Source organism: Bradyrhizobium huanghuaihaiense (assembly GCF_007830635.1).
GTDB lineage: Bacteria > Pseudomonadota > Alphaproteobacteria > Rhizobiales > Xanthobacteraceae > Bradyrhizobium > Bradyrhizobium huanghuaihaiense.
Genome location: NZ_VLLA01000001.1, coordinates 466,706 through 478,825, shown reverse-complemented (window position 1 = coordinate 478,825; position 12,120 = coordinate 466,706). Strand labels below are relative to the sequence as shown.

Sequence of the window (12,120 nt, the reverse complement as noted above, 5' to 3'; positions counted from 1 at the left end):
CGGCCGGATTTCAGGGCCGCCTTGACGTGTTCCTTGGCTGGTTGTTTCCGCCGATGCTCTGGTCGATGCGGCTCCTGCCGTTCTGATGGCGGAGAGCCCGCCCCGGATGGATCCTCTTGGCGGTCGGCGGTGCGGGTTTGGTGTCTCGGTGGGTCCTGCGGTCATCCAAGCCCCCAATCCCTGCAGAGCGCTTGAGCGTTCCGGTGGGCTCTCCTGCTGCGTCCTCGGGGTGGGGGGACGCCCCTAGTGCCGCGCCTGCCACCCGCGTTGATACAATATTGTGGCCGATCTGGCCCCAATTTCACGGAACTCCGGGGGGGCCGTCTGGCGCCTCCCCACGTTGTTATAAACTGGCAGCGTATGTCTCCCCTTCCGGGTGCCTCAACTGAGGAGCCCCGTCTCTCAACCTCCCCAAATGGGGGGTGTAGTGTTTGGGGACCTTCAGAAGTCCTCATCGGGCGTTTTGTCGTCCGGGTCGTAGGTCGCTTCGGCCGGCTCCGTCCATTGGGCCATGAGGGCCTGCGGGAGCCCATCGTTCAATTTGGCCAGAGCTATAGCCGTGATGTCCGGGTTCTTGGTCAGGCGTGCTCCCAGTTTCGCACGGGCGATTGCTTCGACCAGTTTCTGAGCTTCAGCCTCGCGCCAATCCTCAAGCTCGGCGTCCTCCGTAATCCCCTGCGCTCGTCCGCGCGCCGTGTTCCAAGACATCTCCAGAACGTCGTCCGCTGGCAGCCCCATCTCCCTCAGCCTCTTCAGCACGGCCCTCATGTTGCTTACGCTGCTCTGGGCAATACCGGCGTCTCTGGCGATGCTGGAGATGCTGTCCCCGTCCTTGTCTTGCCTCACAAGCCTCCACGCGGCTGCGAGCTTGTCCGCCTTTCCCATTGGGATCTTATCCCGAGAATTGCTTCGCAGGGCAAAGCGCTCTGCCTCCTCTAATGTCCCGAGGAACACCTTGGCTGGGACCTGGCGCACACCCGCCGTGTCGTAAGCCGCTAAGCGGTGGTGGCCGTCAATTACGTAGAACCCGGTCCCAACAGCGAACACTGTGATTGGTGGCAGCTTGAACCCATCACGCAGCGCCCTTGCCATGTCGTAGATGACATCATGTCTTGGCACCATGTTGCGCTTGGGTAGCCGCCATTGGAAAGCCTTCTCCGCGACCCTAATGGTGTCGCGCTCCAGCACCGTCCCTGCGCTGGCGTTCGCCGGGAGCACGGGTTGCTCCTCGGTCCTCAGTCGGGCCTCAAGGTCTGCAATGCTCTCGTAGGTGTCTGCGGGTGTCTGGATGTCAGTGCGGGTGAACGTGCGCTTCCGTTGCGTATTCTTCTTGGCCACTCGGCTCAGTCCTCTTCCATCATGTTCTCGATTGAGTTGGCGTCCCAATTGAAGCGGCTCGTCATGAAAAGCGTCTCCTGCGGGGTCTCCGCGTGGTGCCACCAGATGTCCAAGCCCGCTTCCTGCGGTCGCATCACCATCTTGCTTACCGCTCCCCGCAAGGCCTTGTTGGCCTCCTCCGTGTCCATGGGCTCCCTCGTGAGCGCCTTCTCGACGGCGGCCAGTCGCATGTTCACGTTGGTGCTTCTGAGGGCGTCCCTGCGTTCCAACAGTTTCCTCAGCGCCTCCCGGTGCTCATCAAGTTCGCGCTCGGCGTCCCGGAGCCGTTGTGACGCGGCCCTGCTTTTGTCGGTGATGCGCAGCTCTAGCAGCTCGTTTACGTAGCCTTCACCTACATCGACTGTCCCCTTCAACTGCTCGATTTTGGCGTCCATGTCTGCGGTGTTGCTGCCGGTTGGCGCATCATCGAGCGTTCCGAGCAAGCGGAGCCTGAAGGCGCTTACGGCTTCGGCATAGGGGACGCTCTCGTATTTGCATGTCCCTGATTTCCCGTGCGCCGCTGCGCACACGAGATACACCTGCTGCCCTTTGTTGACCCGAGTAACGGTGCCCCCGCAGTGCTGACACTTCATGAGCCCCGCGAAGATTGACCGTGTGGGCTCCTTGGCGTTCTTCCCTCGTGGGGCCGTGGTGCTCAGGCGGGCGTTCACACGCTCGAACAGGTCCCGGTCTACCGCAGCGGGGAAGCGGTGCGCGATAGGCTCTTGCGGTGTCCGTTCCTTGGTGCGCTTGCCATCAATCTTCCGCACCGTGTGCGGCACAAAGACCCCAATGGCGGCCTTGTTGGTCAGGAGCTTGCGGATGTAGGAGCGGTGCCAATACTTGGCCTTCCACTTCCCCGCGCCCCATGTGTCCTCCTTGGTATCGTTGAGGTGCGCAGCGATGCTGTGAGCCCCCGTTCCGTCGTCAGACATCTCGAACATCCACCGCAGCAACTTCGCTCGGTGTTCAATCAGCTCATAGCTTGCTGTCTGGGTGTTCCAGCGGATCCAACGCCCTTGGTGGCGCTCTCTTCGTTGGCGCGGATGAATTTGAGCACCATCATCATGAAGAGGAACGGGTCCTTTTCGAGCGTCTCGGCGCTGTACTCCCGTCCTCCATCGGACAGGTCCACAACGGTGATCCCATGCTCGATGATGTCTTCAATGACCCGCACCGCCCGTCGCGCTGCTTGCCTGCTGATGCGGTCAAGGCTCTCGACCAAGAGCCAAGAGCCGTGCGGTATCGTCCCGTCCTTGACGCGCTCAAGGAACACCCCGAGTTCCCCAGTCTCTCTATTGGCCCCTGTGAAGCCCGAGACGCCCTTATCTTGAAAAGTCAGCTCGTCATCCAAGGTGACCTTGGTTGCAGCGGCCCACGCCCGCGCTGCATCGGTCTGACGCTGGAGCGAATGGCCCTTGGCCTGCTCAGGTGTGCTGAACCGAACGTAGCTGTACGCCCTCGGGAGCCGCTGCGTGTCCATGGGCTTCCCTCAGCGGCTCAGAGCTTCGCGTGTGACCGTGGCGAGTACGGTATCGACGCAACCCCACCGGACGGCTAAGCGGTGCGCCCACGCCTCCACGCGTTCCCCAAGGGCTTGCTTGCGCTCCCCTGGGATCTGTACGGCCCAACTGAACTTGATGGCTGCGGTGGTGATGCGGTTCATGTCTGGTCTTCCCTATAGCGCCCACTTTGGGCATTGGGAAGATCACATGAGCAGATGATGTCCGCCGGCCGCCGCGATCTCCAGCGCACGCTTGGCGCTTTCCTGGCCCTTGATGTCGCGCAGGTCGAGCTTTGAGGTGGCGGCCTCGTGCACCCTCGGCGAGGGCCGCGACAGCACCTGTGTGCCCTTGAAATGGTTGGCGATCTGGATCAGCGATTGTGCGGCGATGATCTGGATATCGGGGCTCGCCCACGCGGCTTCCGAACCGCAGGACGCCGGGCAGATCAGCCCTTCCTCGCGCTGATTGGCACCGATCGCGGCGGGAAGCACGCCGGCCACCGGTGCGATCGAGCCGTCGAGCCCGAGCTCGCCGAGCACGGTAAAACCGGTCAGCGCATCCGGCGGGATCGCGCCGATCGCTGCCATCAGGCCGAGCGCGATCGGCAGGTCGTAATGGCTGCCTTCCTTCGGCAGATCGGCGGGCGCAAGATTGACGATGATCCGCCGCGCCGGCAGCGCCAGGCCTGAGGCGATCAGCGCCGAGCGCACCCGCTCGCGCGCCTCCGACACCGCCTTGTCCGGCAGGCCGACGATGGCAAAGGCCGGCAGGCCCGGCGCGACCTGCACCTGCACGTCGACCGCGCGGGCCTCGATCCCCTCAAAGGCGACGGTAGCAACCCGTTGAACCATGCCCGAACCAGCCTGCCCTCTTGCACAATCAAGGGTAGCAGGAGGCGTGGCGCTTCGCAAGAACAATACGGGAACATTTCCGGGGCCGCGGCAAGCCCTAACCAACCGTAAACGCGATCCCGACACTCCGTTTCGAATGCAAGCTTCTGTTCTCAGCACATTCCAACGAATGTCCGCTACTCCTGGGGGTGCGGGATGGGCCGTGGTCTAACGGGTGAACAGTTCAAATGCTTGCAAATCGCCGGAGAAGCGAACGTCGGGTGTGCAGCCGGCTCGCCAAGATTCATTTTGGGGCGGGCTCGCTGCCCAGGGACTGCACGATCACGGATATCTCGGACGGGGGCGTGAAGGTCGTGGCGGAATTTCTGGAAGTGCCGCCGCAATTCACCATCATCTTTGCACCCGACTATTCCCGCCAATGCCGCCTGCGCTGGCGCATCGGCTGCGAATTCGGTGCCGAATTCGTCGACTGAGCCGCAACGGGGCGCGTCCTTAACGGGACTTTAGCGTTAATCGGTAAGCATCTCTGATCAGTTGCCGAGTGATCAGAGTATGCCCAAGCGTTCGTCCCTCGCCTTCCCCCCGGCGAGATTGCTGCTTCCCGCCGTCATCGCGCTTGCTCTCGGCGGCTGTCAGACGACGAGCCTCGAGGACGTCACCGGCGCGCTCGGCGGCAAGACGGAAACAGCCGGCAAGGCCGACGCCAAGTCGGACATGGACGCGCTGCGCGAGCGCTATCGCGCCAAGCCCAGCGATCCCGCCATTGCGATCGAATACGGCAAGGCGCTGCGTGACAGCGGCCAGCGCGCCCAGGCGGTCGCGGTGCTCGAACAGGCCGTGCTCGCCCATCCCAGCAACAAGGCGCTGCTCGCCGGCTACGGCCGCGCGCTCGCCGACAACGGCAATTTCCAGCAGGCGTTCGACGTCCTGGGCCGCGCGCATTCGCCCGAGGATCCCGATTGGCGGATCCTGTCGGCGCAGGGGGCGGCGCTCGATCAGCTCGGCCGCAACGAGGAAGCGCAGCAATATTACGCGACCGCCTTGAAGATCGTGCCGGACGAGCCGCAGGTTCTGTCCAATCTCGGCCTGTCCTACATGCTCCAGAACAATCTGCCGCGGGCCGAACAGGTGCTCGGCCGCGCCCATCAGCGCAATCAGAACGATGTGCGGATCCGTGCCAATCTCGCGCTCGTGCTCGGATTGCAAGGCCGCGAGGCCGAGGCTGAAATCCTCGTGAAGGCAGATTTGCCGCCGGACCAGGCCGCGGCCAAGGTCACGGCGCTGCGCCAGCTGCTGGCGAAGAAGCAGCAGCAGCGGGCCGAGAAGTAGCCCGCTCGCCGCGTTTTCTGGACGCGAAACCTACGACGCCTTGCGATGCGGGGCGGAGCCGCGACCCGAACGGCCCTTCAGCTTCTTCAAGAGCGGGCCGAGCAGCGAGCGCTTCGGCTTCTTCACCTCGCCGCGCCCGGCGAGGCGGTTGGCCATGGTCTGGAACAGCTCGCTGGTGCGGTGGTTCTTGGAGACCTCCGCGATCATCTGGCCGTTATTGGCCGCGGTCGAGAACAGCTTCGAATCGAACGGGATCACCGCGATCGGCTGGCTCTCCATGGTCTTGGCGAACGCCTTGACCTCGATCTCCGCGCGCTTGTGCATGCCGACCTGGTTGATGCAGTACAGCGGCGGCCGGTCGTTCGGCCGTGCCGCCTTCAGCACGCTCAGCATGTTCTTGGTGTTGCGCAGATTGGCGAGATCGGGCTCGGCCACGATCACGATGTCGTCGGCGTTGACCAGCGCGCGCTTGGTCCAGGCGGACCATTGATGGGGAACGTCGAGCACGATGCAGGGCGTGGTCATGCGCAGCGTGTCGAACACCGCGTCGAACGCTTCAGCGCCGAAATCATAGACGCGGTCGAGGGTGGCGGGCGCAGCGAGCAGGCTGAGGCGATCGGTGCATTTGGCGAGCAGGCGCTCCATCAGCGCGGTGTCGGGGCGGTCCTGCGACAGCACCGCATTGGCGATGCCCTGCGCCGGGTCCTGGTTGTAATCGAGGCCCGCGGTGCCGAAGGCGAGGTCGAGATCGATCACGACGGAATCGAGCGAAAGATCGCGGGCGATGGTCCAGGCCACGTTGTGCGCGACGGTGGACGCGCCGACGCCGCCCTTGGCGCCGACCACCGCGATGACGCGGCCGGTGATGATGGCTTCGGACGCGGAGAACAGGCTGCAGATCGAGCGGACCACGTCGAGCGTCTCGACCGGGCCGACCACGTAGTCGTTGACGCCGCGCCGCACCAGCTCGCGATAGGGCGCGGTATCGCCGGGATTGCCGATCACGACCACGCGGGTGCCGGGATCGCAGACGCCGGCGAGATCGTCGAGACCCTCCAGGATGTCGCGGGTGCCGTCGGATTCGATCACGATGACATTCGGCGTCGGCATCGATTCATAGACTTCGATTGCCGCAGCTAGGCCGCCTTCCCTGGCGGTCAGATGCGCCTTGGCGAGCCGCCGATCCTCGCCCGCGGCGGTCACCGCCTTGAGCGTCTGCTCGGTCTCGCAAAAGGCCTGCACGGAGATGCGAGGAACCGGTGCAATGTGTTCCTCGGGGTGCCGCGGATCGTCCGCTTCTTCTTCGTCGTTGAAGCCTGTCATTTGCCTGTGTCGCTGAGTTTGGCCTTCTCGGCGTCGGGATTGGGAGTGGCGATCGGGGTGCCCTTGCGATAGCGGTCGAAGGCGACGTCACGCCGCGCGGTGTAAACCGGTGTCTCCGAACGCGGCTGCTCGAGGTCGGCGGGATTGTCGATCATCGCCGCGAGGTTGCGCTGGGTGGCGCAGCCCAGATTGAAGTACGGCCGGTTCTCGTTGTAGCCGGGGTCGAGGATGGACGGCCCGACGTCCTCCGGCCACAGCCCGCAAGGGCCGGCGACCGCGGCGATTCTGGAATAGCTGAGGCGGATGGTGGGCAGCAGGCCGGGATCCTCGGGCCGATAGGGATGCTTGACGATGGCGCGCGCCGGCACGCCGCCGGACGCCAGCACCGAACGGATTTCCTGATAGGTCGCCGCCGCGGCGCGCGAATTCGCGGTATCTACAGGCACGTCGACGACGACGGAGCCGGTGCCTTCGCGCACCCAGTTCCGGGCGATGCCCGCGACGTCGGAGTGCTGCGCGTCCGAGAGGCCGCCACGCGCCTTGCCGACGAAGATCACGATCGACTTCTTGCCTTCCTGCACCGCGATCGGGTGGCGCTGGCGATAGTCGGTCGGCACCGTCTGGGTGACGATCTCGCCGGTGGTGTTGCAGGCGCCGAGCATGACGGAGAGCCCCGTCAGCGCCAGCGCGATGCTTAGGCCGCGACGTCGATCCGCTGTCGTCTTCGTCATCGCTTGATCCCCTCTTGTCCCGGTCCCCAAACCGTTCGTTTCAGTCGATGATGAAGCCGAAATCGCCGCGATTGCCGTCGATTGGATCGACGCGCCGCGCGATGCCATAGAGGCGGTTCATGCGGCCGAGCAGCGCCGTCTGCGCGTCCGAGGCCGGCGCGAAGCCGTCGTCGGGCCGCGACAATTCCTTCTGGGCGACCGCGCGCACCACATAGGGCGTCACGATCACCATCAGCTCGGTCTCGTTGTTGACGAAGTCCTGGCTGCGGAACAGCGCGCCGATGATCGGCACCTGGTCGACGCCGGGCAGGCCGTTGATCGCCTGCTTGGTCTGCTGCTGGATCAGGCCGGCCATCGCCATCGAGCCGCCCGAGGGAATTTCCAGCGTGGTCTCGGCGCGGCGGGTCTGGATCGAGGGGATGGTGATCGAGCTGGTCGTGCCCGCGGACACCGCCTGCGTCACGGAGATGGCGTTCTGATTCGACAGCTCCGAGACTTCGGTCATCACGCGCAGGCTGATACGGCCTTCGCTGAGCACGACCGGTGTGAAGTTCAGGGAGATGCCGAACTTCTTGTAGGTGATCTGGGTGGTACAGACGTGGGTGACCGGATCGCAGGAATAGCCCGCAGGGATCGGGAATTCGCCGCCGGCGATGAAAGTGGCGGACTCGCCGGAGATCGCCGTCAGGCTCGGCTCGGCCAGCGTCCGCATCACGCCGGCGCTTTCCATCGCGCGCATCGTGGCGTTGACGGTTGCCACGCCTTTTGCAAGGCCAGTAACACCGAGCCCGTTGCTGCTGACGAGCGGGCCGCCGGAGACCGAGAACGGATTGGAGTTGTTGAAATTCACGACGGCGGTGCCGGCGTTCAGGCTGGCGCTGAGATCGACGCCGAGCTGCTTGACGATGTCGCGGCGCACTTCGCCGACGACGACCTTGAGCATCACCTGGTCGCGGCCGCGCACGACGATGTTGTTGACGACCTTCTCGGAGCCGCCGACGAGCTTGGCGGCGACGTCGCCGGCCTGCTGGGCCTCGACCGGGCTCGACACCGAGCCGGTCAGCATCACGCTGTCGCCGACGCCTTCGATCTGCACGCCCGGCAGCGACTGGCGCAGCGCCGAACGCATGCCGTTGAGGTCGCGTTTCACCGCGATGTCGTAGGCGGCGACCTGCTGGCCGTCGGCGGTGAAGAACACGACGTTGGTCTGGCCGACCTGGCCGCCGATGATGTAGGCGCGCTGGGCCGAGCGGATCACCGCGTTGGCGATCTTGGGATCGGCCACCAGCACGTCCTTGACCTCGCGCGGCAGGTCGATGACGACGGATTTGCCGACGCCAAGCGAGAGAAAACGCGTCTTCGCCGGCGCGATCGAGCCGACCGTCCACACACCGAGATCCGGCACCTGCATCGGTGCCTGGTCGCCGACCGGCGCATCTGCAGCAGCGCTGACCATGTCGGGGGCTGCGAGCAGCCCCAGCATCAGCATCGCCCCCGTCCAGAACGTGCTTGCGCGATTCCCCCGAATGCGCAGGCCCGTCCGATCATCCCCGTAGTTCATGCTATCCCCATCACTTCTGTGACGTCAGTTGCCGCACCTGCACCCCGTAACGGATCACGTTGACCCCGTCGGAACGCTTGGCCGCCTGATCCTCGACCGTGAGTTCGGTTGCGTTGACATCGACGATGCTGCGCAGCGCGAGCTGGAGCGTGCCGCCGTGGCGCGCGGCCGACAGCGTCGCGACCTGATCGGGCTTGAGCTCGAGCGTGACGGTCTTGCCGATCACGGCGGTCTGGCCGTCCTTTTCCTTCGGCGCCTGGTCGATCGCGAGCACGCGGATATTGGACAGGATGACCTCGGACACGATGAGGTCGTTGCCGGCGGTTGCGCCGCTGGGGTCGGGATTCTTCAGGCGGCGTGTCAGGACGACATCGACGCGGTCGTTCGGCAGGATGAAGCCGCCGGCGCCGGTCTCGGCGGAAATCTCGGTGGAGACGGCCCGCATGCCCGAGGGCAGGATCGCCGCCATGAAGCCGGAGCCTTCGGCCCTCACCAGCTTCTGCTCACGGATCGGCTCGCCCTGCATCAACGGGACGCGTGCGATCGCGCCGGCGATCTGCATCTGCGCGTCGGGCCTGGCGTCGCGGCGGATGAAGGCGCTGCTCGCGGTCGCCGCCGGCCAGGACTGCCATTGCAGGTCGTCAGGCTTTACGGCCTGGCCGAGCTGGATGTCGTTCTTCGCAATGAGAACCTCGACCGTCGGCAGCTTCTCGGCGACGGGCGCGACGGGCGCGGGTGCATTCTGATACCCGCTCGCCAGATACGCAGCGACGCCGCCGGCGCCCAGCGCGATGACGAGAACGACAATGCGTGCGGTGTTCATACGCTTTTACTCTTACGCGGGTCACTCGAACCGCACCTGGCGGGTTCCCCTGCGTCGATGAGTAGGGAGTAAAAGTATAAGGGTTGTTGCGAGCCCGAACGCGCCGGCCGGTCACGATGCTGGTTTTCGGCAGATGGTGAACGTGGCGTTATTCAGTCGGCCAGCGGCCCCGTAGATTCACGCATGCCGGATCGCGCGTTTGGATGAGGCGCGGGGCATCATGGTGAACGGGTGGTTAGTGGCGCGTATGTTCGGAGCTGCACGACCATGGTCGTAAGATGGAAACATCACGCCACATCACCGGTGTCGTCCCGGCGAAGGCCGGGACCCATACCGCGAATGTTTCGATTATGGGCGATAGAAGTACCAACGACGAGTCTTCGCCAAACCAAGGCCTGTGGTTATGGGTCCCGGCCTTCGCCGGGACGACGGCGGGGCGCTGCGGCTTCGTAGCCCGGCGCGACGCGCTCCAAGCCTTACTGGCAGGGATACCGCCGGCCGTCCTTTGCCGCGTAGGTGTTCGATGCCGGATCGTAGGAGCGGTAACGCTGGGCGCATGAGGCGGCGTGCTGCTGGGCGGCCGCGGCTTCCTGCTGCGCGGCAGCAGTGGCCGCACCGGCCGCGATAGCACCCCCGATGAGGCCGCCGACCAGTCCGCCGACACCGGCGCCGTTGTCATAGCACGGTCCGTAACGGCACCAGACCTTCTCGGTCAGCGCCGGAACTCCGCCCGTGATTCCCACGACGCTCTGCAACGGAGCGGCCATCGCGGAGGCCGAAAGCATCAGGGTGCCGGTGCCGGTCATCAAGACAACTTTCAAGACGTGATCGATGCGCATTGGGATTTCCTGTTTCATTCGCGAGTTCACGGTTGGACGGATCTACCGGCCGGCCGCATCCACGACGCGGCAGAGATTGTTGCTGATGCCTGGCGCCACCTGGCCCGGCGGCATGATGAACACCGCATCGACGCGGCTGCCTTTGCCCTCCTTGCGAACGACGACGCGCAACGTCTGCGGCCGTCCGGATCCGGTGGTCTCCTGTTGCGTGGTCAGCGTCCCCAGCGCCTTGTCTACGTTCACGTCGACAAAGCCCTCCGCCAGAACGGCGCGGGAGACTTTGTCGAGAGTGGCACTGGGACTGACGGACGGGAAGATCATCCAGACCTTGTGGGTCGTGCCCGTCACCAGCGGAACGCCGCTGCTCTGGTAGTGGTCTGCGCAGCTCTCGGCCCGCGCCGGCATCGACGAAAGGGCCATCAGCGCGAGCGCGCAAATTGTTCTTGTCAGCATGCTTTCATTACCTGTTTGAGGCAGTCGGGGGGATTTAGGCCAACCGCGCCGCAAGTCCATGCACGCCGGCGCATTCGGGATGGAGGCGTTCGGATTCTGGCCTGCCCGTCGCGGCGCGATTGCGCGATCTGGATGTCTGGTGCGGCAATCGGATATCGCGCGCGGGCGCCCGACCTGAATTCACCGAAATTGTGCTAGCGTGGTGATGCATCTACCGCACGAGCGGACGCCCCGAACGATGGATAGCGCATGGCCGAAGATATACTCGCCGCATCTCCCGCACGATCGGGGTCGTCGTTTCAGGCGTTGCTTGAGATGCTCCGCCCTCACGGGATCAACGCGCACTCCGCGCCGAAGCCCGACGGTTCATTCCGCTGGCAGGCGGATGTTGCAGTCGGAGCCGGCATGGACGTCGTGCGGGCGGAGCTGTCCGCAGGTTGGGACTGGCGCTATTCGTACGGCGATTCAGGCGGCGAGCTTGCGATCAGCCTGCTGAACGCCGGCAAGGCCGACATGCTCATTGCGGGAAAGAGCGTCCAGCGAACATCCTCCGAAGTGGCGGTCGTATCGCTTCCGCGATTGCAGGAGCAGAGCGTCGAAGCGGTGGACGGCAGATATTCGAGTGTCACGCTGACGTTGCACACCGATGTGGTGACCAAGGCGCTGTCTGCGACGTTCGGAAACGCGGCACTGGAAGATCTCGATCTGACGCCGAAGCTCGACTTGTCGACCAGCGCGGGGCAAATCCTTTATCAGCTCGTCCGTGCCAGTGCGGCCGGCCTGTATGACGGGATCCTGGCGCGCTCTCCGAAAGCCAGCGCCTTACTCTCGGAAGCGGCGATGCAGCTGATCCTAGAAAATGTTCCTCATCGACTGATCGACCGCTTGAACCGCCAGCCATTGGACGCGCCGCCGCGCCACATCAGGCGCGCTGTCGAATACATGCGGGCCAATCTTCATCTGCCGCTGACGATCGCGGATATTGCCGGCAACGTCGGGATCAGCAGCCGGTTGCTGCAGTCAGGATTTCGCAGGATCCACGGGACGACGCCCGTCGCTTATCTGCGACGCATTCGCCTCGAGGCGATTCACGATGAGCTGTCGCGACCGGAGAATCTGCTTCCGGTCAGCGAGGTCGCATTGAAGTGGGGCTTTACCCACATGGGCCGATTTGCTGCGTCGTACCGCTCGGCGTTCGGGCTGTATCCGTCCGATACAGTCCGTCGCGCCCGCGGATTCTGCGGCTGAACGTGTAGCCCGGATGGAGCGAAGCGCAATCCGGGAACAATCCCACCACGCGCGCAGATCCCGGATTACGCTGCGCTCCA

Annotated in this window: 13 protein-coding genes and 1 pseudogene; 3 read left to right on the top strand and 11 right to left on the bottom strand. The window is 64.6% G+C overall.

All coding sequences use genetic code 11. The annotated features are described in order from the left end of the window. Positions 1 to 441: 441 nt before the first annotated feature. The 5 genes and pseudogenes from IQ16_RS02220 to IQ16_RS02205 form a co-directional block, all read right to left on the bottom strand. Positions 442 to 1,338, bottom strand: a complete 897-nt coding sequence (locus IQ16_RS02220) for a ParB/RepB/Spo0J family partition protein (protein WP_018644989.1) — start codon at positions 1,336 to 1,338, stop codon at positions 442 to 444. A gap of 5 nt (positions 1,339 to 1,343) precedes the next feature. Continuing rightward, complete coding sequence (locus tag IQ16_RS02215; protein ID WP_283812159.1) at positions 1,344 to 2,333, bottom strand: recombinase family protein; 990 nt, start codon at positions 2,331 to 2,333, stop codon at positions 1,344 to 1,346. A gap of 17 nt (positions 2,334 to 2,350) precedes the next feature. Next, positions 2,351 to 2,860, bottom strand: coding sequence for a recombinase family protein (locus IQ16_RS02210; protein ID WP_145831167.1), 510 nt, complete (start codon positions 2,858 to 2,860; stop codon positions 2,351 to 2,353). A 9-nt stretch (positions 2,861 to 2,869) separates the two neighbouring features. Next, positions 2,870 to 3,043: a hypothetical protein gene (locus tag IQ16_RS44995; protein ID WP_018644991.1), complete on the bottom strand. Its 174-nt coding sequence runs from the start codon at positions 3,041 to 3,043 to the stop codon at positions 2,870 to 2,872. A 45-nt stretch (positions 3,044 to 3,088) separates the two neighbouring features. Then, positions 3,089 to 3,733: pseudogene (locus tag IQ16_RS02205) on the bottom strand (magnesium chelatase domain-containing protein); the annotation flags it as partial. A 227-nt stretch (positions 3,734 to 3,960) separates the two neighbouring features. On the opposite strand from IQ16_RS02205, the gene IQ16_RS02200 reads away from it, so the two are divergent. Next, positions 3,961 to 4,206: a PilZ domain-containing protein gene (locus IQ16_RS02200; RefSeq protein ID WP_018644993.1), complete on the top strand. Its 246-nt coding sequence runs from the start codon at positions 3,961 to 3,963 to the stop codon at positions 4,204 to 4,206. A 79-nt stretch (positions 4,207 to 4,285) separates the two neighbouring features. Next, the gene (locus IQ16_RS02195) at positions 4,286 to 5,062 is read left to right on the top strand and encodes a tetratricopeptide repeat protein (RefSeq protein ID WP_018644994.1); all 777 of its coding nucleotides are present in this window, start codon (positions 4,286 to 4,288) and stop codon (positions 5,060 to 5,062) included. Between the two features lie 30 nt (positions 5,063 to 5,092). Here IQ16_RS02195 and IQ16_RS02190 read toward each other — a convergent pair whose 3' ends face one another. The 6 genes from IQ16_RS02190 to IQ16_RS02165 form a co-directional block, all read right to left on the bottom strand. Next, the gene (locus tag IQ16_RS02190) at positions 5,093 to 6,385 is read right to left on the bottom strand and encodes a CpaE/TadZ family protein (protein WP_018644995.1); all 1,293 of its coding nucleotides are present in this window, start codon (positions 6,383 to 6,385) and stop codon (positions 5,093 to 5,095) included. Next, positions 6,382 to 7,116, bottom strand: a complete 735-nt coding sequence (locus IQ16_RS02185; RefSeq protein WP_018644996.1) for a CpaD family pilus assembly protein — start codon at positions 7,114 to 7,116, stop codon at positions 6,382 to 6,384. Before IQ16_RS02185 ends, IQ16_RS02190 begins: the two co-directional genes overlap by 4 nt. Before the next feature lie 40 nt (positions 7,117 to 7,156). Beyond that, entirely contained in the window at positions 7,157 to 8,677 is a 1,521-nt protein-coding gene (locus tag IQ16_RS02180; protein ID WP_018644997.1) for a type II and III secretion system protein family protein, read from the bottom strand. Positions 8,678 to 8,687: 10 nt separating this feature from the next. Further along, positions 8,688 to 9,500 (bottom strand): Flp pilus assembly protein CpaB, encoded by an 813-nt coding sequence (gene cpaB / locus IQ16_RS02175; protein WP_018644998.1) that lies wholly within the window; start codon positions 9,498 to 9,500, stop codon positions 8,688 to 8,690. 476 nt (positions 9,501 to 9,976) lie between these two features. Further along, complete coding sequence (locus IQ16_RS02170) at positions 9,977 to 10,339, bottom strand: BA14K family protein (RefSeq protein ID WP_018644999.1); 363 nt, start codon at positions 10,337 to 10,339, stop codon at positions 9,977 to 9,979. Positions 10,340 to 10,381: 42 nt separating this feature from the next. Further along, entirely contained in the window at positions 10,382 to 10,792 is a 411-nt protein-coding gene (locus IQ16_RS02165) for a hypothetical protein (protein WP_244635502.1), read from the bottom strand. 249 nt (positions 10,793 to 11,041) lie between these two features. Between IQ16_RS02165 and IQ16_RS02160 the strand changes: the two genes are divergently transcribed. Then, positions 11,042 to 12,040: an AraC family transcriptional regulator gene (locus tag IQ16_RS02160; RefSeq protein ID WP_244635501.1), complete on the top strand. Its 999-nt coding sequence runs from the start codon at positions 11,042 to 11,044 to the stop codon at positions 12,038 to 12,040. Positions 12,041 to 12,120: the final 80 nt, after the last annotated feature.

Bases quoted from the DNA above. Each gene is read 5' to 3' on its own strand.
- IQ16_RS02210 (WP_145831167.1), bottom strand. From the start codon at position 2,860: ATGGACACGCAGCGGCTCCCGAGGGCGTACAGCTACGTTCGGTTCAGC.
- IQ16_RS44995 (WP_018644991.1), bottom strand. From the start codon at position 3,043: ATGAACCGCATCACCACCGCAGCCATCAAGTTCAGTTGGGCCGTACAG.
- IQ16_RS02200 (WP_018644993.1), top strand. From the start codon at position 3,961: ATGCTTGCAAATCGCCGGAGAAGCGAACGTCGGGTGTGCAGCCGGCTC.
- IQ16_RS02195 (WP_018644994.1), top strand. From the start codon at position 4,286: ATGCCCAAGCGTTCGTCCCTCGCCTTCCCCCCGGCGAGATTGCTGCTT.
- IQ16_RS02190 (WP_018644995.1), bottom strand. From the start codon at position 6,385: ATGACAGGCTTCAACGACGAAGAAGAAGCGGACGATCCGCGGCACCCC.
- IQ16_RS02185 (WP_018644996.1), bottom strand. From the start codon at position 7,116: ATGACGAAGACGACAGCGGATCGACGTCGCGGCCTAAGCATCGCGCTG.
- IQ16_RS02180 (WP_018644997.1), bottom strand. From the start codon at position 8,677: ATGAACTACGGGGATGATCGGACGGGCCTGCGCATTCGGGGGAATCGC.
- cpaB (WP_018644998.1), bottom strand. From the start codon at position 9,500: ATGAACACCGCACGCATTGTCGTTCTCGTCATCGCGCTGGGCGCCGGC.
- IQ16_RS02170 (WP_018644999.1), bottom strand. From the start codon at position 10,339: ATGCGCATCGATCACGTCTTGAAAGTTGTCTTGATGACCGGCACCGGC.
- IQ16_RS02165 (WP_244635502.1), bottom strand. From the start codon at position 10,792: ATGCTGACAAGAACAATTTGCGCGCTCGCGCTGATGGCCCTTTCGTCG.
- IQ16_RS02160 (WP_244635501.1), top strand. From the start codon at position 11,042: ATGGCCGAAGATATACTCGCCGCATCTCCCGCACGATCGGGGTCGTCG.